The organism is Pseudomonas sp. 15A4 (assembly GCF_016925575.1).
Classification (GTDB): Bacteria; Pseudomonadota; Gammaproteobacteria; order Pseudomonadales; family Pseudomonadaceae; genus Aquipseudomonas.
In genome coordinates this window covers 3,512,090-3,534,702 of record NZ_CP068986.1, presented here as the reverse complement: position 1 = coordinate 3,534,702, position 22,613 = coordinate 3,512,090, and the positions used below count along the sequence as shown (strand labels likewise).

Sequence of the window (22,613 nt, the reverse complement as noted above, 5' to 3'; positions counted from 1 at the left end):
ACTATAATGCCCGGCCACGGCGTATCATCCCGCCCCCTCGATTTCCTGCTCTGGTGCCTGTCATGACTGCCCTCCCGCTCACCTCCGAACGCCGCGGCTGGTCGTTCTGGTGGAAACCCCTGGCCTTCCTGCTGGTGGCCGCCATCGGCTTGTACTACGTCAAGTGGTCGCCGTATTACCTGAAGTCCTTCATCGCCGCCGACACCCACACCATCGGTGGCTCGATCATCAACGACAACCCGGCCACGCCGTGGGCAGCCGCGCTGGCCTACGCCCAGGTCTATTTTCTGGCCATCTGGAAGGCCGCCGTGCTGGCAGTCATCCTCGGCTCGCTGCTACAGGTGCTGATCCCCGGGACTGGCTGCTGAAAATGTTCGGCCGTGCCGGGCCGGGTTCGACGATTCGCGGCGGCCTGTTCGCCCTGCCGGGCATGATGTGCAGCTGCTGCGCAGCGCCGGTGGCTGCGGGCTTACGCAAGCAGAACGTCTCGGTGGGCGCAGCATTGGCCTTCTGGATCGCCAACCCGGTGCTCAATCCGGCCACGCTGGTGTTCATGGGCTTCGTGCTGGGCTGGGGTTTTACGGCCCTGCGACTGGTGGCGGGCCTGGTGCTGGTGATCGGTGTTTCCCTGATTGCGCAACGCATTTCTCGTCCGGAAGTGTTGCCAGAGCAGGCGCTGGAGGCCGTGGCCAACGCCGAAATGCCGGACGAAGGCAGCTTGCTGGTGCGATGGGGCAAGACGATTTGGCAGTTGTTCTGGACCACCATCCCGATTTACGTCATCGCCGTGCTGATTCTGGGCGCCGCGCGGGTCTGGCTGTTCCCTCACGTGGACGGTGCGATGGGCAACAGCCTGTTGTGGCTGGTGCCGCTGGCGATCGTCGGCACGCTGTTTGTGATCCCGACCGCTGCTGAAATTCCGATCGTGCAAACGCTGCTGGCTTTGGGGCTGGGCACTGCGCCGGCGGTGGCGCTGCTGATGACGCTGCCGAGCGTGAGCCTGCCGTCGCTGCTGATGCTGCGCAAATCCTTCGACGCCAAGGTGCTGGTGGTCGTGGGGGTGCTGACCATGCTGGTCGGCGTGGTAAGTGGGTTGGTAGGCGCCGCTTTGTTGTAAGGCTGAGATCAAGATCACAAGCGTCTGCCTGGGGGCACACTGTTTCGCCTTCGGCGAGTTACTTGGAAAAGCACCCCAAGTAACCAAGGGTGCTTGCTCTCGGTTGGGCCCTTCCTTCGTCAGGGTTCCTTCACTCCGGTCCCGCTCCGTGGGCCCGCCGCCATCCGCCATCCATGGCGGGGGCGGCTCTCGCGGCATCCATGCCGCTCGGCCCACTCCGCGAAACCTGCGTTCAGCCTGCACCAAAGTCGCGATGGGTGTCGTCTGGGCTAGCTGTGTATGAAGATCAAGACCAATAGCAGATCAAGATCAACGAGCTTCCGGCTAAAGCCGGTCCTACAGTCGGCGCCCATCCCGCTGGATGCATGCGATTTCTTAGTAGGACCGGCTTTAGCCGGGAAGAGGCCCGCCCAGACGCCAACATTCTTGCTGAGGCCACCCCTACCTATGGGAACGAGCTTGCTCGCGAGTGCGTTATCTCAAACATCAGATATCCGCTGGATGTACCGCCCCCTTCGTGAGCAAGCTCACTCCGACAAGTCCATCGCCCCGACCTGCCGCTGCGGCCTCCCGGCTGAAGCCAGTCCTGCAGGCGTACGCGGTCTATCAGTGGGACCGGCTTTAGCCGGGAAGAGGCCAGCCCATACACCAACAATTTTGCTGCTACCACCCATAGCTGTGGGAACGAGCTTGCTCGCGAACGCTTCATCTCAAATACCAGATCCACTGGATGTACCGCCCCCTTAGTGAGCAAGCTCACTCTCACAAGTCCGTTCCCGTGACCTGCCGTTGATCTGCCCTCGATCTGCTTTTGATCTGCTTTAGATCTTCATGCGCAAAAGCCCAGTCACCGCCAACCGCGACTTGGGTGCAGGCTGAACGCAGGTATCGCGGAGTGGGCCGAGCCGCATGGATGCGGCGAGAGCGCCGTCAGGGCATGGATGCCCGTTCGGCGCGGGCCCACGGAGCGGGACCGGAGTGAAGGAACCCGACGAAGTCGGGCCCAACCAGGAGCAAGCACCCTTGGTTACTTGGGGTGCTTTTCCAAGTAACTCGCCGAAGGCGAAACAGTCTGCCCCCAGGCAGACGCTCTTGACCTTAAGGATCTTGATCTTAAGAATCTTGACCTTAAGGATCTTGATCTGCCCTCAATCGCCTGCCGTTATCCCTTTCAAATCGCACCACATATGCACCTTTGAAACATACCCCTCGCCCACCGCCACCGCATACGGCTCCACGCCAAACACCTCAAACCCCATCCGCTCATAAAGGCCCTGGGCGCTGCGATTGCCCTGCGTAACCGTCAACTGAACAAGCAACAGCTGCGACTGGCCCCGTGCATGATCCAGCACGCCTACAACCAAATCCCGCCCGAGACCCTTGCCGCGATGGGGGTGCGGAACGTACATCCCGAACAGCGTAGATTTATGACGGGCCTTCTTTCTGCTTTCAACGGAAAGACCGGCAACCCCCAACAGATGGCCCCCATCAACTGCGCCAAACACCACGTCCGCCACCTCAGAACCCACTGCCAGCCGCTTCTCCCACCAGCCGATTGGCAGCGCTTCGCGCTCGCTGACATCGGAGGTAAACGCGTCCGGGTGCAGTCGGTATGCGTCGAGCATCAGTGCTCGATAAGCCGCGGCATATTCAGGGGTCAGTCGCTTGATCGTCGTGATCATCTCGCTTTCACTCCCGTAATCCCTTCGCTGCCGTCAATAATCCGCGAAACCTCTGATAACGCACCTGCAACGCACCCTGCACTTCCGGCATCGGCTGATAGCGCGCCTTCACCGGCATTCCCCGTTTCAACAGCTCAGCCCCTTCCCCGATCGACAAATACCCAAGCTTTGCCGCGCCGATGCACGCGCTGAGTTCGCTGAAGTGCAGCGTGTACACCTCGCGATCCAGAATATTGGCCAGCAACTGCGCCCAGTATTCGCTGCGAGCGCCGCCGCCCACCAGGGCGCAGGCGTTGACCGTGGCGCCGGCCGACAGCGTAGCGTTCATCGCGTCCAGCAGCCCGAAACCGACGCCTTCAAGCACCGCGTAACCCAACATCGCGGGCGTGCTGTCATGGCCCAGGCTCATGAACCCACCGCGCAACAGCGGGTCGTTGTGGGGCGTGCGCTCACCGGCGAGGTACGGCAGAAACAGCGGATTTGAAATCGCCACCGGCCGATCGACCGGCAACGCAGCGTGAACCTGATCGAGCAAGGCTTGCTCACTGGTCTGACCCAACAATCGGGTGACCCAGCGCAGACAACTCGCTCCGGCCAGCATCGCCCCCATCGTGTACCAGCGCTGCGGCAGTGCGTGGCAAAAGCTGTGCACGGCGCTGGCCGGGTTGCCCGCCGGATGATCGGTGATCGCGACGATGGCCGCGCTGGTGCCGAGGGTGACGAACGCATCGCCGGCGTTGATCGCGCCGATGCCTACCGCGGAAACCGGGTTGTCACCCCCGCCTGCGGCCACGGGCAGACCCAACGGCAAACCCAGCGCATCCGCCGCCTCAGCGCTCAGCCCGGCAGACCATTGATGCGCTTCCAGCAACCGGGGCATCTGCTCGACCGTCAGCCCGGTGGCATTGAGCATCGGCGCATACCATCCGCGCTTCGCCACCTCCAGCCACAACGTGCCAGCGGCGTCGGACATGTCACTGACCTGTTCGCCGGTCAGCAACAAACGAAGGTAATCCTTCGGCGACAACACGCTGGCGATGCGCGCAAACAGCTGCGGTTCGTCCTGCCGCATCCACAACAGCTTCGGCGCAGTAAGCCCGGCCATGGCCAGGCTGCCGGTGACCTCGGCGTACTCCGGGAAATCTTCGTTAAGCTGCGACGCCTGCTGCACGGCGCGGGAGTCGTCCCAGAGAATCGCCGGATACAGCACCTGCTCGGCCGCATCCAGCAGAACCGCGCCGTGCATCTGCCCCGACAAACCGATGCAGCCGATCCGCGCCCATGCCTGAGGATCGCTTGTCCGCAACTGCCCGAGGGCTGACAGGCAGGCCTGCCACCAATCAGCGGGGTTCTGCTCCGACCAGCCCGATTGCCGCCGACTGACTTCCACGCGCGCACCGGCCTGGGCCAGCACCTCGCCGTCGGCATCCAGCAAAATGGCCTTGAGTTCGGACGTGCCGAGGTCGATGCCCAGGGAAACAAGCTGATTCATGAAAGTCCGGTTCCTGAAATATTCGGTGCCTGGCAGCGGCCCCTCAAGGGCATCCACACGAATTGCGAATGCGTAACGTCGGCGCCAGTCGCTCCGACAGTCGTTTGCCCTCGGGATTATCGATGCGCTGCAACAGCAGCTGCACCGCCCGCGCGCCCAGGGCCTGCACCGGCTGAGCGATCACGCTCAAGCGCGGCAGGAAAAAATCCGCCCAGTCGAAATCATCGAAACCCACCAGCGCCATCTGCTGCGGCACCTCAATGCTGGCGTCCCGCAGCGCGTGCATGGCGCCGATGGTCATCAGGTTATTCGCCGCCAGAATCGCCGTGGGCGGCGGGTTCAGGCGCAACAGCGCTGACGTGGCGACCCGTGCCGATTCGCTGTTCGACTCGCCGTCGATCAGCAACTGCGGATCCCACGGCAGATCAGCCTCGACGAGCGCCTGTCGATAACCCTCAATGCGCTCCTCTGTCGTGCTCAGGCCGCGATGCCCGGCGATCATGCCGATGCGCCGATGACCGTGGCCGATGAGGTGGGTCACCAACTCAGCGGTGGATTGGCGATTCTCGACGCCGACCTGATCGAAACCCTCCACCGCCATCCGGTCCACCAACACGCTGGGAATGGCGTTGCTGCGCAAGTAGGCCAACGCTGCCTGCTGCGGATCGCTGGATGGCGCAAGCAGAATGCCGTCGACGCGGCGATGGTGCAGCGCCTGCACCACCCGCAGTTCCTGGGCGGGATCGTCGTGGGTGTCGACGAACAACATCATGATGCCGTGGCGCGCGCATTCGGTTTCGATGGCGTGCACGGTCTCGCTGAAATAGTGGTTCGACAGCGCCGAGATCGCCACGCCAATGGTGTGGGTGCGCGAACGGGCCAGCGAGCGCGCCAGGGTGTTGGGGATGTAGCCCAAGTCCTGAACCGCCCGCTGCACCGCTTCCACCGTCTTGGCGCTGACCTTGCGCGTGCCGTTGAGCACGTGGGAAACGGTCGACGTCGATACCCGCGCCCGCTTCGCCACGTCTTCCATTTTGATCACTGCGCCGACTCCTTCAGGCCCGCGTCTCAGTGCTTGCTGGACCAGCCGCTGTAGGAACCGACGTTGTCGCGGGTGATCAGTTTTGGCGTCAGCTGGGTGACCGCTTCAGCCGGCTTCTTGTCGTTGAGCAAATCGTTGCCGATGACCACCGCCTGCTGCGCCATGGCCCACGGGTCCTGGCTGGCGGAGGCCTGAATCGAGGTGTCGGACTTGAGCGCTTGCTCGATGTCCGGCGCGCCGTCCACCGATGTGATGACGATGCCGCTGCGTTTCAGCTGCTTGGCGGCCAGGTCACTGCCAATGGCCTGCGGATCGTTGATCGCGAACAGACCGTCGATTTTCGGGAAGCGGGTCAGGTAACCCTGCATCGCGTTCAGGCCGCCTTCGCGGGAGCCTTTGGCGTCCTGATCGTCGGAGAGGATCTTGATGTCCGGCGCAGCGGCGAAGGCCGATTTGCAGCCGGCGACGCGGTCGGTGACGGCGGTCACTTGCGGGCCGTTCTGGATGATCACGTTGCCCTTGCCCGACAGCTTGTCGACGATGAACTGGCAGGCCAGCTTGCCCGCTTCGACGTTATCGGTCTGCACGGTGGCGTCGACGCCGGCGGCGCTCACGTCCACGGCCACGACCTTGATGCCGGCGGCCTGGGCCTTCTTGATCGCCGAAGCAATGGCCTTCGGGTCCACTGCATTGATCAGGATCAGGTCAACGCCCGACGCAATGAAGTTGTCGATCTGGGAGAACTGCTTGCTCAGGTCGTAATCGGCGGAGACGGAGGTGACTTTGACGTTGGGGTTGAGCTCCATAGCCTTGGCCTTGGCGCCGTCGGCCAGGGTGACGAAATACGGGTTGCCCAGGGAACCCAGGGTGATGCCGACGGATTTCAGCTCGCGGGCTTGAACGCCCTGGGACAGCAACGCGGCCAGGCACAGGGACACGACAGCGGGGAATTTGCGTTTGACGTTCATGGGTTCTCTCTTGTGATTATTGTCGGAGTCTTCGTTGAAACGCATGGAGCAAAACAGCGGTAGATCAGGTTCGCGCACCGGACTGGCGATAGCGATCCAGCGCCACCGCACCGATGATCACGATGCCTTTGATGATGTATTGCCAGATATCGGAGACGCCCAGCAGCACCAAGCCATTGGTCAGCACCGCGATGATCAGCGCGCCGATCAGGGTGCCACCGATGGTGCCGACGCCGCCGGTGAAACTGGTGCCACCGAGGATGACCGCTGCAATGGCGTCCAGCTCGTAGGACTGGCCCAGCTGCAGCCCGTTGGCGGCGAACAGGCGCGAGGCGCTCATCACTGCGCCGAGCCCGGCCAGCGCGCCGGACACCGCGTAGACGAACAGCAACACCTTCCACACTTTGATCCCGGACAGGCGCGCCGCTTCGGGGTTGCCGCCCACCGAGTAGATCTGCACGCCCATCACCGTGCGGCGCAGGATGAACCACGAGACCGCGATGACCGCCACGGCGATGATCACCAGCCACGGCACGCCGAGCACCGAGTCGTTGCCGATGAAGGCAAACGGCAGGTCGGGGTTGAACACGGTTTTGTCGTCGGCCAGCAGACGCGCCAGGCCGCGCATGGCGGTGAGCGCGCCGAGGGTGACGATGAACGGCGGCAGGCGCATGAACGCAATGAGCCCGCCGTTGACCAGTCCCAGTAGCAGGCCGAAACCCACGCCGGCGGCGATGCCGAGCATGCCGAACTGCGGTGACATCGAGGCTTGCAGGGCGACCACTGCGGAGGCCGCGAGAATCGCCCCCACCGACAGGTCGATGCCGGCGGTCAGGATCACAAAGGTCATCCCCGCTGCCAACACCACGTTGACCGACGCTTGCTGGGTGATGATCGAGAGGTTCTGCCAGCTCATGAAGGTGTCGGTCATCAGCGAAAAGCCGATCAACAACAGAATCAGCACCGGCAGCATGCCAACGGTGCGCATCAGTTCGCGCACGCGTTCACGCTTGCTGATGGCGGCAACGGTGGGCGAGTTTTCCAGGGGCAGACTCATGGCCTGGTTTCCTTTTTATTGTTGTTGAATGGGGTGGTCGGAAGTATCGCGGGCGCCGTGGGCCGCGGCGGCTGCAGCGTTCTCGCTGCCTGTCGCCAGATCGATGATCCGCTCCTGGGATATCTCCTGCCCGGACGCGCCGCCGACTTCGGCCACCAGCTCGCCTTCACGCATGATCAGCACGCGGTCGCAGGTGCCGATGATTTCCGGCAGCTCGCTGGAGATCACCACAATGCCGACGCCGGCCTTGGCCAGTTCGTTGATGATTCGGTAGATCTCGGACTTCGAGCCGATGTCCACGCCACGAGTGGGCTCGTCGAGAATCAGCACGTGAGGCTTGACCTCCAGCAGCCGCGCCAGCAGCACCTTCTGCTGGTTGCCGCCGGACAGCGCGCCGACATTGACCTTGCCCGACGCCACGCGGATCGACAGCGAACGAATCGCCTCGATTGCCCGCCGTGCGCCACGGCCGCGATCCAGCACGCCACCGGCATGGGCATCGGGCACGCAGGCGCAGACGTTGATGTTGTCGCGCACGCTCATGTCGAGAAACAGGCCCTGGGCCTTGCGATCTTCGGTCAGGTAAACCACGCCGGCTCGGATGGCATCGGTGGGGTTGCGTAAATCAGTGATCGCCTTGCCAGCAACTTCGAGGGTGCCAGAGGTGCGTGAGTCGGCGGCGAAAATCAGTCGCGCCAGTTCCGTGCGCCCTGCCCCGACCAGTCCGGCAATGCCCAACACCTCGCCGGCGTGCAGGTCAAAACTGCACGGCTTGACGCGCTTGCCGTCGGCCATATCACGCACGCGCATGACCACCGCGCCGGGGTCGTAAGCGGCGTGCTCTTTCTTGTAGAAACCGGACAGGTCGCGGCCGACCATCATCTTCACCAGCGCCTCGGCCGACAACGCGTCACGCTCCAGCATGCCCACGTACTCGCCGTCGCGCAGCACCGAGACCCGGTCGGACAGTTCGTAGATTTCGGCCATGCGATGGCTGATGTAAATGATTGCCAGGCCCTGATCACGCAGCTGTTTGATCAGCGCGAACAGGCGGTCGGTCTCCCGGGACGACAGCGGCGTGGTCGGCTCGTCCATCACCAGGATCTTCGCGTTGGCGTGCAGCGCCCGGGCAATCTCTACCAGTTGCCGCTCGGCAATGGACAGCACGCTGACGGTGGTCGACGGTTTGAAATCGGCGCCCAGTCGCACCAGTACGTCAACGCAGCCGGCTTCCATGGCCTTGCGGTCGATGCTCCAGCCACGGCGCAATTCGCGGCCCAGGTAAATGTTCTCGGCGACGCTGAGGTTCGGGCAGAGGCTCAGTTCCTGATAGATCACGGCGATGCCGCGCGCTTTGGCAGACAACGGGTCGAATGCGCTCAGGGCCTGGCCGTCGATACGGATCTCGCCGCCGGCGTCGGCCTGGTAAGCGCCGGACAAAATCTTCATCAGCGTCGACTTGCCCGCGCCGTTCTCGCCCATCAGCGCATGAACCTCACCGGCGTAGACCTTGAGAGCGACATTTTTCAGCACGCGCAGGCCGTTGAAGGTCTTGGAAATGGCGGACATTTCCAGTACGGGTTGAGGGGACATAGCGAGGACGGCACTCATGGCCGGGCGGCCGATGAAGCAGCAATGACGAGCGCGGACAGCACACGCGGCAATCGAGCAGACGAGCTGATCATGTGGATCTCCGAGGTTTCTTGTTGTTATGCCTGGGCCACCTCTTTGCGGGTGGCACTCGGGTATTGCTTCGAAATATTTCGGAACAGCTGAATCCTAAAACAGCTGAATCGATTCACGCAAGCGCTTGCTTTGTTATTTGGAGCTGGGGTCGTGTGGCGTGAGGCCTGGCGCCTTCCCGGCTGAAGTCGGTTCTACCCAGCGCGGCAGAGGTCAGCCCTGACCTTGATCGTCCCCACGCTCCGCGTGGGGATGCATCCTGTGACGCTCCGCGTCACCTCCCGATCTCGAATGCGTGTCCTCTGCTGGACGCTGAGCGTCCGGGGCGGCATTACCACGCAGAGCGTGGGAACAATCGGCATCACCTTGTGGCAGAAAGACTGCTCCCGCAGGACCGGCTTCAGCCGGGAAGACGCCGGTGTGATCACGTCAATTCTGCGGTGTGGTGCTGACGCCTTCCCGGCTGGAGCCGTTCCTACCAGGCGCTGTGGAGATCAGCCCTGCGCGGCCACCCACGCAAATCAATGCACGTCGCTCGTCGAGGTGAGACGTTTCAGCCTGAATTTGCGGTAGCATTGCTGGCATTTCGATGACGGCCTGAATCAGGAAGCCTTATGTCCAGAATTTCCCACTCCGCTTTGCGTCGCAAATTCCGTGAGCAGCTGGCTTCGCAGCACTGCGTCGAGACGGCTTCAGTGTTCGATCCCATGTCGGCGCGCATCGCGGCGGATTTGGGCTTTGAGGTCGGGATTCTGGGGGGTCGGTGGCGTCGCTGCAGGTGTTGGCAGCGCCGGATTTTGCGCTGATTACCCTGAGCGAATTCGTCGAGCAGGCCACCCGCATCGGTCGTGTCGCGCAGTTGCCTTTCATTGCCGACGCCGACCATGGCTACGGCAACGCCCTGAACGTCATGCGCACTGTAGAAGAACTGGAGCGCGCCGGTGTGGCGGCGCTGACCATCGAAGACACCTTGCTGCCCGCGCAATTCGGGCGCAAATCCACGGACCTGGTGTCCATCGAAGAAGGCATCGGCAAGGTCAAGGCCGCCCTTGAAGCCCGCGTCGACCCGGAACTGACGATCGTCGCCCGGACCAACGCCGGCGTGCTGCCGGTCCAGGACATCATCGAGCGCACACTGGCCTACGAAAAGGCCGGCGCCGACGGCATCTGCATCGTGGGCATCAAGGACTTCAAGCATTTGGAACAGATTTCGGAAAAGCTCAGCGTGCCACTGATGCTGGTGACCTACGGCAATCCCGAGCTCAATGACCCTCAGCGCCTGGCCGATCTGGGCGTGCGGGTGGTGGTCGCCGGCCACGCGGCCTACTTCGCCGCGATCAAGGCCACCTACGACAGCCTCCGCGCCCAGCGCCAGGTCACCCACAGCACCTCGAATCACAGCGCCACCGAACTGACCCACACCTACACCTTCCCGGAAAACTACGTGGCCTGGGCCAAGGATTTCATGGATGTGAAGGAGTGAGGCTGCGGCGTGGCGCATGATTGCGTCACGCCGCCTAAACCCCTGATCAACCGGTTCGATCCGCCGACGACTCGACGGATCAAGCGGCTTCAAACAGCCTGGGGGTTACTTCAGATGGGTCTGAAAGAAAGACGCGAGCCTGTCGAAAGGGATCAGATCCACCCGGTCATACAGGTCCACGTGCCCGGCACTCGGAATGATGACCAGTTCCTTGGGCTGGCCGGCCAGGCGATAAGCCTCCTCGCTGAACTCACGGGAATGGGCGTTCTCGCCGGCGATAAATAGCATCGGCCGCGGTGAAATCGTCTCGATGTCAGCGAACGGGTAAAAGTTCATGAACTTCACGTTGCTGCTCAGCGTGGGGTGCGTGGTCAATTCAGGCGACTGGCCCTTGGGGGTGAATTCGCCCCTTGGGGTCCGGTAGAAGTCGTAAAACTCACGCTCGATCGGGTTGGAGTGTTCGGTGAGTCTGTCCACGGTGCCGCTGGTGTACCGGGTTTTGCCGCCGGCAAACTCGACATCACGTTGTGCAGCGGCGGCCGCCATGGCTTCTTTGCGTTGCTCGACACTGACCGAATGCTGCAGGCCGTTGCGATTGACGCCGCCCATGTCATACATGCTCACGGTCGCGACGGCCTTCATGCGTGGGTCTATCTTCGCAGCGCTGATGGCGAAACTGCCGCTGCCGCAGATACCCAGAACACCGATGCGGTCGCGATCGACGAAGCCTTGGCTGCCGAGGTAATCGACGGCGGCGCTGAAGTCTTCGGCGTAGATCTCAGGGGACACCAGATTGCGCGGCCGACCTTCGCTTTCCCCCAGAACGACAGGTCGATAGCCAGAGTGATGAAACCCTGCTCGGCGAGCTTCTGCGCGTACAGGTTCGAGCTCTGTTCCTTCACGGCGCCCATGGGGTGACCGACGATGATCGCCGGATACTTGCGGCCACTGATCATGTCCTTCGGCACGAACAGGTTGCCCACTGTTTTCATCAGGTACTGGTTGTTGAACGTCACCTTCTGCTTGGTGACCTGTTCACTGGTGTAGAAATTGTCAGCTCCGCTGGACATATCGGCTCCCATTGTGGCGAATGAGCTGACCAGCAAGGCCAGCCCCATCATCAGCTGTTTCATGAATGTCTCCGGCGCCGGGGCGCGGCGCGAATGAAGTGTGCGATGCACATATTCATGGGGCAGCCCGAGCAGGCAGTAGAGCAATCCGGTGGCTTTCTTGCCCGATCCGATCAATCCGGAGGGGCAAGGCTGGACGGCTGTTTTACCGGGCCCGTACAGTTCAAGCTCGGCAGGACCGCAAAACCACGGCAAAGCCGCGGCAAAACCAAGTGGGGGAAAAACATGGGCGACACCGCGATTTCGGTGCAGGCAACAGGCAGCGACACCCGAGCCCAGTTGCAATCGCTGACGCGCATCATCGACAGCCTTACGCCGGCCCCCGGTGATTTTCCTACCGTCATCACCGGTCTCGGCCTGTTTCGCCGCGAAGCGCCCTCGCCGCCGGCGACCTGCATCCTGGCCCCGAGCATCGTGCTGGTGGTCCAGGGCGCCAAGGAAATGGTCATCGGCAGCGACGTCTATCCCTACGACACGACACGCTTTCTGATCACCTCACTGGACGTGCCTGCCAACTCCGCCGTAACCCTCGCCAGCGCGGACACGCCGTGCCTGGGACTGGTCTTCCAGCTGGACCTGCGCACCTTGACCGAGCTGATCGCCCAAGGGAATGTGCCAACACCGAAGGAGCGCGCCGTGCGCAAAAACGCGGGCATTGCCAGCCTGACCTCAGCGCTGCTCGATCCCCTCGCCCGACTGGTCAATCTGTTGCAGGAGCCCGACGCCATTCCGGTGCTCTGGCCCCTGTTGCAGCGCGAGATTCACTTCCGGCTGCTCCAGGGCGATCGGGCGCCGCTGCTGCGGCACATTGCTTCGGTGGACGGTCAGGGTTACCGGATTGCCAAAGCCATCGACTGGCTGAAGCTCAATTACGCGAGTGCCTTGCGCGTCGAAGACCTGGCTGCGCGGGTGCAGATGAGCGCGCCGAACTTCCACCTGCACTTTCGCAACCTCACGTCCATGAGCCCGCTGCAGTACCAGAAATGGCTGCGTCTGAACGAGGCGCGGAGGCTGATGCTCAACGAACAGCAGGACGCCGCCAGCGCTGCGTTCAAGGTCGGTTACGAAAGCCCCTCGCAGTTCAGTCGCGAGTACGGTCGGCTGTTCGGCGCACCGCCGAAAAAGGACATTACGCGGATGCGCAGCCAGGCCGTGGCAGCGTCATGATCGGCGCCCCGCCACCCTCTCAATCCTTCTTGACCGGCCCGGCCAGGTAGGTCTGCTCGGTCACCGGCTCCAGCCAGTCGACCGGCTTGCCGTCCAGCGCTTCATTGACCGCGACGTGTTGCATGGCGGTGGTGTCGGTCGCGCCGTGCCAGTGACGACGGCCGCAATTGCACCAGATCAGATCGCCCGGGCGGATTTCGGTTTTTGGCCCGCCTTCGCACTGGGTCCAGCCGACGCCGTCAGTGACCAGCAGGATCTGGCCCAGCGGATGGGTGTGCCAGTTTGTCCGCGCGCCCGGCTGGAAATTCACGATGGCCAGGCCGACCCGTGCCGGTGCCGGCGCGTTGAAAATCCGGTCGATACGCACGTCCCCGGTGAACCAGTCTGCCGGGCCCTTGATAGCTTTGGCCGAGCCGGCACGGTGGATTTGCATGTCTTCAGCAGATAAATCAGTTGAGCTCATAGCGACCTCCAGAAAATGTGCAGCCAGCGTAACAAGGGCGCATTGCCGACAGTATCCGTAGAATGCTTCGATCAAAATGAAGGAGCGCTTCGCAATGGCGGATTACAAACTGGATGACCTGGCGGTATTCGTTGCAGTGGGCCGCGAAGGCAATTTCACCCGCGCCGCCGCCGCGCTGGGCATCTCACCCTCCGCGGTCGGCCAGACCATGCGCTTACTTGAAGAGCGTCTTGGCGTTCGCTTGCTCACCCGCACGACCCGCAGCGTGACCCGCACCGAGGCCGGCGAGCAGTTATTCAAGGGCCTGACACCGCTGCTCGACGGCATTGAGGAACAGGTCAACGCCGCCATCGACCACAGCGGCCGCCCTTCCGGCACGGTGCGCATCACCGCCGACGAGTTCGCCGCGCGTTACGTCCTGTGGCCACGGCTCAAACCCTTGCTCGATCAATACCCTGACATGACCATCGAACTGGTCACCGACTACGGCCTGACCGACATCGTCGCCCAGCGCATCGACGCTGGCGTGCGCCTGGGAGACACCCTTGCGGCGGACATGATCGCCGCGCCGATTGCCCCGCCGTTGCGGCTGGTTACCGTGGCGTCCCCCGAGTACCTCGCGCGGCACACCATGCCGCGGGTGCCCGAAGACCTGCCCGGCCACCGCTGTATCAACCTGCGCTTGCCGACCCACGGCGCGCTGTATCAATGGGAGTACGCCAAAGACGGCCGCGACATCCGCGTGCGTGTCGACGGCCCGTTGATCATGAACAGCGTGTTTCAGATTCTTCAGGGGTGCCTGGACGGCGTCGGTCTGGCACAGCTTCCCGAGGGGCTGGTGGCCGGGCACATCAAGCAGGGCGAACTGGTGGAAGTGCTCGCCGACTGGTGCGAGCCGTTCGAGGGCTATCACCTGTATTACCCCAGTCGGCGCCAGCACACGGCAGCGTTTCGCGTGGTGCTGGAGGCGCTGCGGATCAATCCGCTGGCGTGAAAATGCGGATCAAAAGTCGAAGCTGAACTGGTCCTGGGAACTGAGATCGATGGTCCGCGAGATCACGAACGGCAGGATCGCGTCGGCAATCGGCTGCAGCTGTTTGCTGATGTAGTGGTCGTAGTCGATCGCCGCCGTCCGCACTTCCAGCGGCTCGGGTCCGGCCACCGTGATCACGTAGCTGATCCAGCCGCCGTTCTGGTACTGCAACGGCCGACCTGGACGTCGTCCTGGTGTTGTTAATACCTCGCGATGACGCGCGACATATCATTATCGGAGGCTAAGCGTGAAGCTCCGATGCAGATCAGCGTCTTGCGACTCATTTATTTGGCGGGATTCAACCAGCAACTCGCGATGTTGCCGGGCGTGACATAGCGATTCAGCGGGCGTTGATACGGAAAATCATTTTGCCGTTTACCGCCTTGCGTCAGCGACACCGCACCCTCTTTTGTGACTGTATTCATAATCTTGCATTGAAGAAAAAGACTGATGCGAAAGCGGAAAATACGTGCTCGCTCACCGCAAGCGTTTGTGATTATGGTAGCTACAATGGTTCGTGATGCGGACATTCAATATCTAATGTGTTTCCTCACCGCCAGCGTGCTCGGTGACGTCTTCAACCCACCTTTCTTCGGTCGCGACGATGAAGATCATGCGACTGATGTGGAAACTTTGACAGTTTGGGCATGGATTAATTTCCTGTAACTCTTCGCCGTTGCGGTTCGTTATCGTGTTGCGCGGATCTCGCCAATCTGTTGCGGAAGCGGTATCGGGACATTACTATTGCGGCGCATCGCGACACAAACAACATGGAATATACCGCCATGGCGACGTTTCAGCAGACCGATTCGTTTGATATTGTTGCGACCTGCTGCCAAGCGGAAGACCTCACCGCCAGCCACCACGGAACCGATGAACGGCGATTCGTCTGGTTCAACGCGCACCCCAGCGCGCCAAAAACTCTTCGCTGCTCAGGATGCTGACCTTCAGTCTCGACCTGCCGATAATCAAGGATCGTGAGATTTGATTATCGTGGTTGGCGATCATCTTTCAGGTGGGCTTCAGTACGGAGGTCCCCTCTTGGCACGGTATGATCGATCACCGTGGAAGCTGCGGATTGAAGCAGCCAGCATTCTGCCGGTTTCAGCGGCGACATGGCAAGCGGTGCGTGATCTGGTGCAGGTCATGTAAAGCCGCTCGATGACGTAGCGCCAGACACCGCCGCAGTCCGCCGGCGAATCGGTCACCGTGGCGCGTTCGAGGAGGAAGGTGAGCAGCTCGGTCTTGGCGAAAATCTGCGTGACCAGTTCGCAGTCTTTGAGGTTGTACCGCGCCAGCGCGGGCTTGTCCTCGGCGAACATACGGTTGATTTCGTCCATGCGCTGATACGGATTGTTGATGGTTTTGCCTTCTCCCAGCAGCCTCTGCGACACGTTTTCCAGGCTGAACGAAGGAAAGCTCCAGGTCGCCGAACGCAGCGCCTCGATGCCGTCGATGATCAGCCGCCCGGCCGCCGCCGCGAAGAAGTGATTGTTGCGTGCGCCATGTTCGCGCCAGGTCATCACCTCGCCGCCCCGGCCCAGGCGCAGCGGCACATTCAAGCGCCGCGAGTGCTCGTGCAGCACGCGCAGATCGAACTGCACGACGTTCCAGCCGATGATCCCGTCCGGGTCATGGCGGGCCATCCATTCGTTGAGCTTCTCCAGCAGCGCGACGCGGGTGTCGCAGTACTCAAGCTTGAAGTTCACCTGGGCGTCATCGCCATTGGCCGGGCCAAGCATGTACACCTGACGCTCGCCGCAGCCATGCAGACCGATGCAATACAGCTCGCCGCGCTCGGTGGTTTCGATGTCCAGCGACACCAGTTTCAGGGTCGGTCGGTAACCCGGATCAGGCTTGAGTTGCGCGTCCAGCAACAGGCCATTGGCGTCCGGCCGCCCGCCGAACTGCACCGGCGCGGTGATGAAGCGCTCCATCAGGTAACGCTCAGGCGGGCGGATATCGGCTTCGTAGACGTCGACGCTGGCCTTGCGCAGGTCGCTTTCCAGGTTCATCAACTGGCGATGCTGACGCGTGTACAGCCCGAGCACCGGGCGATGGCGGAAATCACACAACGCCAGTGGCTTTAGCTCGACGTTACGCTCCTTGCGCAACACAGCCTCGGCGCGCTCGCGGTGCTGCTCCGGGATAAACGCGACGGAGGTCTGATACGGCAGGCGCACCTGGCGCGGCCCCTCATCGGTGGCCAGCCAAAATTCCACCTCGGTGCCGGCGTCCGCGTCGCGCCAATGCCGGGTCAGGACGAAGCCCTGCTGTAAATCCACCGCTGCAACCTCGTCGCTGTTTATTTCAGACGAGGATTCTACGGTGAATGCTGCAGGAAAGCGCGGCGGTTGCGGGAAAGCGCCATGCCCGGCCGATGACCTGTCAGCCAGAAGCGGCTCTACCGGAAAATCCGCCGCACGGGCAGTGCCTGACGACCTATGCTGCGGGAACGATGTGGGTCCCTGGACATCACAACAACTCGACCATCATCTGAGGGATCCAGCATGCACGTTCGACGTACCGCCCTGAGCGCCTCCATCCTCGCTGCCCTGTTTGCCTGCGGCGCCTATGCCGCCGACGTCACCCCCGAACCATTGTTAAAGAAGGCCGAGGCTGAGCAAAAACCCTATCTGGCCACGGTCAAGCAACTGGTCAACATCGACACCGGGACGGGTCAGGCGGCGGGCCTGAAAATGGTCAGCGCGGTGCTGGTCGAGCGGCTCAAAGCCCTGGGCGCAACAGTCGAGACCACACCGGCGACGCCTTCGGCAGGCGATAACATCGTCGGCACCCTCAAGGGCACGGGGAGCAAATCCTTTCTGCTGATGATCCATTACGACACCGTGTTCGGCCCGGGCACCGCCGCCAAGCGACCTTTCCGCGTCGACGGGGAGCATGCGTATGGCCCCGGCGTCGCCGACGCCAAAGGTGGCGTGGCCATGGTGCTGCATACCTTGAAGCTGCTCGATGACGAGAAATTCAAGGACTTCGGCACGATCACCGTACTGTTCAACCCTGACGAAGAAACGGGCTCCGCCGGCTCGAAAGCCCTCATCGCCGAACTGGCGCGCAAGCACGACTACGTGTTCTCGTTCGAGCCACCGGACAAGGACGCGGTAACGGTCGCGACCAATGGCATCAACGGCGTGTTCGTCGACGTCAAAGGCAAGTCCTCCCACGCCGGCTCCGCCCCGGAAGCCGGCCGCAACGCCGCCATGGAACTGGCCCACCAACTGGTGCAGCTCAAGGACCTGGGCGACCCGGCCAAGGGCACCACGGTCAACTGGACGCTGATCAAAGGCGGCGAGAAGCGCAACATCATCCCCTCCAGCGCTGCGGCCGAAGGCGACATGCGCTACTCCGACCTGAGCGAATCCGACCGCGTGCTGGCTGACGGACAACGCATCGTGCAAGGCAAAATGATCGACGGCACCGACGTCACCTTCCGCCTCGACAAAGGCCGCCCGCCGCTGGCGAAAAACCCCGCCACCGACGACCTCGCCAAAATCGCGCAAGCGATCTACGCCAAAACCGGCCGCACCCTCGAACCCATCGCCATGCGCTTCGGCACCGACGCCGGTTACGCCTACGTACCCGACAGCCAGAAACCTGCCGTCCTCGAAACCATGGGCGTCGTCGGCGCCGGCCTCCACGCCGACGACGAATACATGGACCTCAGCAGCATCGCCCCCAGGCTCTACCTGACCGCGGCGATGATCATGGAATTGTCCGGGAAATAAAGCCCACCGTCAGAGGCGGCATTGCCCTGCAGAGCGTGGGAATGACCAAAAAATAGCGGCGTTTACACCGGCCTCTTCCCGGCTGAAGCCGGTCCCACTAACCGCACAGCGCTCAGCCAGAGGGACTAGCTTATGCCGGGAGTGGACGCAGGGCGTCCTCGGATGCATTCCCACGCAGAGCGTGGGCACGATCATAAATAGCAGTGTTCTACCGGCCTCTTCCCGGCTAAAGCCGGTCCCACTGACGGAACGCGATGCTGTTAGTGGGACCGGCTTCAGCCGGGAAGCTTTTGATCTGTTTGTGATCTGCTCTAAACGCGCTTTTGATCTTCAAACACAAGAGGCCCAGACACCGCAGAACGCGACTTGGGTGCAGGCTGAACGCAGGTCTCGCGCAGTGGGCCGAGCCGCAGGGATGCGGCGAGAGCGCCGTTGCGGACAGGGATGTCCGTTCGGCGCGGGCCCACGGAGCGAGACCGGAGTGAGGGTACTCCGACGCAGGAGGAGCCCAACCAGGAGCAGGCACTTTTGCTTACTTTTGGATGGTGCGACTTTCGACTTCTCAAAAGTAAGTCGCCGAAGGCGAAACAGTCTGCCCTTAGGCAGACGCTCTTGACCTTGCCCCTCAATCGCAGGAGTTAACTTTCCGCTGTTTTAAATACTCCACAACCGCCCCCTGATCCCCGGAAAACTCAACCCGCGCGTCCTTGCTGTCCCGCTGAAACGCATACATCGGATCGTAATACTCACTCAACATCCCGCTGATCCAACCACGGTGCAGCTCAACCGCCCCCGTGCGCGCCTGCTCGGCCAGCGCGCTGTCCATAATCGCCGCCAACCGCTGATAACGCTCCCCGCCCAAACGCCGAACAATGCTCGACAGACTCTGTTTCAGCCGCTCGGCGTACGCCGCAAAACCCGTTTCAACGCCCTGCACGGCGATGAACTCCGCACACAGATCCGTCACATAATCCTTCAGAATCCGCTCGACGCGGCTGTCAAAACTGTCCTCGAGCCACACCAGCGGCGCGTCCTGCATCGTCCGGTACAACTCAAGGGGCACAGCGCGACTGCCCACGATGCGCCCCTCATCCTCGACCACAAACTGGTCGAGCTGCCGGGCGCGCTTCTTGAGAATGTCGACCGCCAGCAGGTTCTCGAAATCGATCTGTCCCGGTTGCGGCGTCGCGTGTTTGCCGAAGCTCGAACCGCGATGATTCGCATGCCCTTCCAGATCCAGGCCGTTGTCGAGCTGCTGCAGCACTTCGGTCTTGCCGCTGCCGGTCAAGCCGCCGATCAGCACGAAATCGCACTCGGCCACCGCCTGTTCGGTCACTTCGATCAAAAAGCTGCGCATTGCCTTGTAACCACCGATGACCCGGGGGTACTCGATGCCCGCTTCGCTCTTGAGCCACTGCTGCGTGATCTGCGAACGCAGGCCGCCGCGAAAGCAATAGAGAAACCCCTCCGGATGGTTGCGGGCAAAACTCGCCCACGCGTCGATTCGCGCCTGTTTCAGCTCGCCAGCCACCAGCTTGTGGCCCAATTCGATCGCCGCCTGCTGACCGTCCTGCTTATAGCTGGTGCCGACCTTCTGCCGCTCGACGTCATTCATCAGCGGCAGATTGACCACGCCAGGGAACGCGCCCTTGGTGAATTCCACGGGTGCGCGGACGTCCATCATCGGCACGTCGCGGAGGAAAATCTCGCGCAGGTCGGCGCTGTTGTCGCGCATCAGAACACCTCGACCGCGAGTGGCTGTCGCTCGATCAATTCGCCGATCGCCGCAAGGCTCAGGCCCAGTTCTTCTGCCATGGCGAGGAACGCCGCTTCTTCGGCAGGCTCGACGGCAATCAGCAGGCCGCCACTTGTTTGCGGATCGCAGAGCAGCAGTTTTTGTGCCTCGGTCAACGGGCCGATGCGCTCGCCATAACTGTCGTAATTGCGGTGGGTACCACCGGGGATGCAGTCCTGCTCGATGTAGAAATCGACGCTGCCCAGACGCGGCACGGCGGCAGCGTTCAGTCGTGCAGTGACCTGACTGCCGTCGGCCATCTCAACCAGATGCCCGAGCAAGCCGAAGCCGGTGACGTCGGTCATGGCTGTCACGCCGGCCAGTCGGGAAAACCGGCTACCGGGCTTGTTCAGCGTACACATCACGTCGCGGGCCAGGCCGATGTCTTCGTCGCGCAGCAGGCTTTTTTCTCGGCTGTGGTGAGGATGCCAATGCCCAGGGGCTTGGTCAGGAACAGCTTGCAGCCGACGGTGGCGGTGTCGTTGCGCTTCATGAAGCGCTTTTCAACGAGGCCCGTGACGGCCAGACCGAAAATCGGCTCGGGCGCATCGATGGAGTGACCGCCCGCCAACGGGATGCCCGCTGCATCGCATACGGCACGCCCGCCGCGGATGACTTCGCGGGCGACTTCCGGGGCCAGCACGTTGACCGGCCAGCCGAGAATGGCGATGGCCATCAACGGATCGCCGCCCATGGCGTAGATGTCGCTGATGGCGTTGGTTGCGGCAATGCGGCCGAAGTCGAACGGGTCGTCGACGATGGGCATGAAGAAATCGGTGGTGGACACCACGCCCTTTTCGTCGTCGATGGCATAAACCGCCGCGTCATCGCGGGAGGCGTTGCCGACCCACAGGCGCGGGTCGAGGTTCTGCGCGCCGCTGCCGGCGAGAATGGTTTCCAGCACCTTGGGCGAGATCTTGCAGCCGCAGCCGGCGCCGTGACTGTATTGGGTAAGACGAATCGGGTCGGTCATGGGGAGCCCCTGAGTTTCAAGGCGCCGAAGTCTAACAGAGGCGCCGGTGGGTTGAAGGGTTGCTGGATGGCTGGATGTCGGGACAGACACTTCACCATCAGGCTAACGCGCACTTAGTGGGATCGGCTTTAGCCGGGAAAGCGTCAGATGCCACACCGCAAAAAATGAGGGTTCCACACCGGCCTCTTCCCGGCTAAAGCCAGTCCTACAGTCAACACCGCGTGCTTTCGGTGGGACCGGCTTTAGCCGGAAGGCCCCAGATGCCACACCGCAGAATTGATGGTGTGCGCATCTGTCTCTTCCCGGCTGAAGCCGGTCCCACTAAAAGCGTCGCGTTCATACAATGAGCTCGGCGTGGCCCTTTTCAGCCACGAGCCATGCGCCTCGCGGTCAGCACCTGCGCGAGCATCAGGGTGCCGACACACAACAGTGCCTCCCGCAAACCGATGACATGGGCCGCGAAACCAATCAACGCAGGCCCCAGCAAAATCCCGCAATAGCCAATGCCGGTAATCACCGCAATCGCCAGCCCCGCCGGCATTTTGGTCTGTGCGCCAACGACCGAGCAATACACCGGAAAAGTGTTGGACAGCCCCAGACCGATCAGCGCGAAGCCCAGCAGGAACAGCGGCCACGGTTGCAGCAGGATCGCCATGGCAAACCCGACCATCACCAGCAGCCCGCCGCCAATCAGCAGGTTCACAGCGCCCAGGCGATCCCTCAACCAATCACCGGAAAACCGTCCCGCTGCCATGGTCAGCGAAAACACAGCATAGGCACCGCCGGCCACCGACAAATCGATCTGGTGCATGCGGTTCAGGAACAACGCGCTCCAGTCGAGCATCGCGCCTTCCACCAGCAGCGCGATGAAGCAAAGAATGCCGACGATAATCACCTTGGTGGTCGGCCGGGCGAAGGGTGCGGACGGATCGTCTGCGCCATGGGGCACGAGGTAGCGGGCGTGCCAGAGCAGCATTCCGGCAATCAGCGCCACCACCACGGCCACCGCCAGTAACGGCGACGCGCCCAGCCACAGCAGCAACGTCATCAACAGCGCACTGCTGATGCCGCCGAGGCTGAACAGCCCGTGAAACCCCGACATCATCGGCCGTCCGTGATCGCGCTCGACCATCAGGCCCTGCACGTTCATTGCCACGTCGATGCTGCCCAGCCCGGCGCCGAACACCGCCAGGGCCACTGCCAGCGCTGGCAGGGATGACAAGGTGGCAAGCAACGGCAGCATGCAGCAGATCAACGCGCCGCCAATCAACGAGACAAACCTGCAACCCTTGCGGGTGGTCAGCATTCCCGCCAGCGGCATCGTCAGCATCGAACCGAGGCCGAAGCACAACAACAGCAAGCCAAGCTGAGCTTCCTCAAGGCCGGCGCGGTCGCGGGCGAAAGGCACCAGTGGCGCCCACGCACCCAGCGACATCCCGGACAGCAGAAACGTCAGGCGATAACTCCAGAGGTGAACAAAAACGGGGGCACGAACGGATTGGGCAACTGACACAGAAAACGACCTGAACAGGTCTGCGCGAGCGGCAGACGGTGAATAACAAAAGCGATCCTTCGCTGAACGCACTCGTTCGCAGGATCGGCTTCAGCCGGGAAGAGGCCAGTTTGAGCACCCTCATTTCAGGGTGTGACCACCGACGCCTTCCCGGCTAAAGCCGGTCCCACTAAAGCAGCACGTGCATCCAGTGGGACCGGCCCAGCCCTGCAGATGTGCACTATCTCCCGTAGGACCGGCTTCAGCCGGGAAGAGGCCAGCCTGTACAC

Annotated in this window: 13 protein-coding genes and 6 pseudogenes; 5 read left to right on the top strand and 14 right to left on the bottom strand. The window is 62.3% G+C overall.

What is annotated here, in order from left to right:
• The first annotated feature begins 62 nt into the window (after positions 1-62).
• Positions 63-1,117: pseudogene (locus tag JN403_RS15730) on the top strand (permease).
• Positions 1,118-2,265: 1,148 nt separating this feature from the next.
• On the opposite strand, the gene JN403_RS15725 reads toward JN403_RS15730, so the two are convergent.
• The 6 genes from JN403_RS15725 to JN403_RS15700 all read right to left on the bottom strand — a co-directional run bounded on the left by JN403_RS15725 (position 2,266) and on the right by JN403_RS15700 (position 8,951).
• A complete protein-coding gene (locus tag JN403_RS15725; RefSeq protein WP_205483102.1) occupies positions 2,266-2,799 on the bottom strand; it encodes a GNAT family N-acetyltransferase in 534 nt (177 codons plus the stop codon).
• Positions 2,800-2,806: 7 nt separating this feature from the next.
• Positions 2,807-4,291 (bottom strand): xylulokinase, encoded by a 1,485-nt coding sequence (gene xylB, locus JN403_RS15720; RefSeq protein ID WP_205483101.1) that lies wholly within the window; start codon positions 4,289-4,291, stop codon positions 2,807-2,809.
• Positions 4,292-4,334: 43 nt separating this feature from the next.
• A complete protein-coding gene (locus JN403_RS15715; RefSeq protein ID WP_205483099.1) occupies positions 4,335-5,333 on the bottom strand; it encodes a LacI family DNA-binding transcriptional regulator in 999 nt (332 codons plus the stop codon).
• Between the two features lie 26 nt (positions 5,334-5,359).
• Complete coding sequence (locus JN403_RS15710; protein WP_205483098.1) at positions 5,360-6,301, bottom strand: ABC transporter substrate-binding protein; 942 nt, start codon at positions 6,299-6,301, stop codon at positions 5,360-5,362.
• Positions 6,302-6,365: 64 nt separating this feature from the next.
• Positions 6,366-7,358: a ribose ABC transporter permease gene (locus tag JN403_RS15705; protein WP_108121758.1), complete on the bottom strand. Its 993-nt coding sequence runs from the start codon at positions 7,356-7,358 to the stop codon at positions 6,366-6,368.
• Between the two features lie 15 nt (positions 7,359-7,373).
• Entirely contained in the window at positions 7,374-8,951 is a 1,578-nt protein-coding gene (locus tag JN403_RS15700) for a sugar ABC transporter ATP-binding protein (RefSeq protein ID WP_205483097.1), read from the bottom strand.
• A gap of 704 nt (positions 8,952-9,655) precedes the next feature.
• Between JN403_RS15700 and JN403_RS15695 the strand changes: the two are divergent.
• Positions 9,656-10,524: pseudogene (locus JN403_RS15695) on the top strand (oxaloacetate decarboxylase).
• A 105-nt stretch (positions 10,525-10,629) separates the two neighbouring features.
• Here the strand turns inward: JN403_RS15695 and JN403_RS15690 are convergent.
• Positions 10,630-11,657: pseudogene (locus JN403_RS15690) on the bottom strand (alpha/beta hydrolase).
• A 222-nt stretch (positions 11,658-11,879) separates the two neighbouring features.
• On the opposite strand from JN403_RS15690, the gene JN403_RS15685 reads away from it, so the two are divergent.
• Complete coding sequence (locus tag JN403_RS15685) at positions 11,880-12,821, top strand: AraC family transcriptional regulator (RefSeq protein WP_205483096.1); 942 nt, start codon at positions 11,880-11,882, stop codon at positions 12,819-12,821.
• A gap of 19 nt (positions 12,822-12,840) precedes the next feature.
• On the opposite strand, the gene JN403_RS15680 is transcribed toward JN403_RS15685, so the two are convergent.
• Entirely contained in the window at positions 12,841-13,284 is a 444-nt protein-coding gene (locus JN403_RS15680; protein WP_122624084.1) for a cupin domain-containing protein, read from the bottom strand.
• A 94-nt stretch (positions 13,285-13,378) separates the two neighbouring features.
• On the opposite strand from JN403_RS15680, the gene JN403_RS15675 reads away from it, so the two are divergent.
• Positions 13,379-14,278, top strand: a complete 900-nt coding sequence (locus JN403_RS15675) for a LysR family transcriptional regulator (RefSeq protein WP_205483095.1) — start codon at positions 13,379-13,381, stop codon at positions 14,276-14,278.
• Positions 14,279-14,287: 9 nt separating this feature from the next.
• Here JN403_RS15675 and JN403_RS15670 read toward each other — a convergent pair.
• The 3 genes and pseudogenes from JN403_RS15670 to JN403_RS15660 form a co-directional block, all read right to left on the bottom strand.
• A pseudogene (locus JN403_RS15670) lies at positions 14,288-14,497 on the bottom strand (hypothetical protein); the annotation flags it as partial.
• A gap of 506 nt (positions 14,498-15,003) precedes the next feature.
• Entirely contained in the window at positions 15,004-15,222 is a 219-nt protein-coding gene (locus tag JN403_RS15665; RefSeq protein WP_205483093.1) for a hypothetical protein, read from the bottom strand.
• A gap of 297 nt (positions 15,223-15,519) precedes the next feature.
• A pseudogene (locus JN403_RS15660) lies at positions 15,520-16,602 on the bottom strand (3'-5' exonuclease); the annotation flags it as partial.
• A 225-nt stretch (positions 16,603-16,827) separates the two neighbouring features.
• On the opposite strand from JN403_RS15660, the gene JN403_RS15655 reads away from it, so the two are divergent.
• Positions 16,828-18,063, top strand: coding sequence for a M20/M25/M40 family metallo-hydrolase (locus JN403_RS15655; protein WP_205483092.1), 1,236 nt, complete (start codon positions 16,828-16,830; stop codon positions 18,061-18,063).
• 625 nt (positions 18,064-18,688) lie between these two features.
• Here JN403_RS15655 and mnmH read toward each other — a convergent pair.
• From mnmH to JN403_RS15640, 3 genes and pseudogenes are all read right to left on the bottom strand, one after another.
• The gene (gene mnmH / locus JN403_RS15650; protein ID WP_205483091.1) at positions 18,689-19,798 is read right to left on the bottom strand and encodes a tRNA 2-selenouridine(34) synthase MnmH; all 1,110 of its coding nucleotides are present in this window, start codon (positions 19,796-19,798) and stop codon (positions 18,689-18,691) included.
• A pseudogene (gene selD, locus JN403_RS15645) lies at positions 19,798-20,831 on the bottom strand (selenide, water dikinase SelD). Before selD ends, mnmH begins: the two are co-directional and overlap by 1 nt.
• A gap of 364 nt (positions 20,832-21,195) precedes the next feature.
• Entirely contained in the window at positions 21,196-22,344 is a 1,149-nt protein-coding gene (locus JN403_RS15640) for an MFS transporter (RefSeq protein ID WP_240356595.1), read from the bottom strand.
• Between the last annotated feature and the right edge of the window lie 269 nt (positions 22,345-22,613).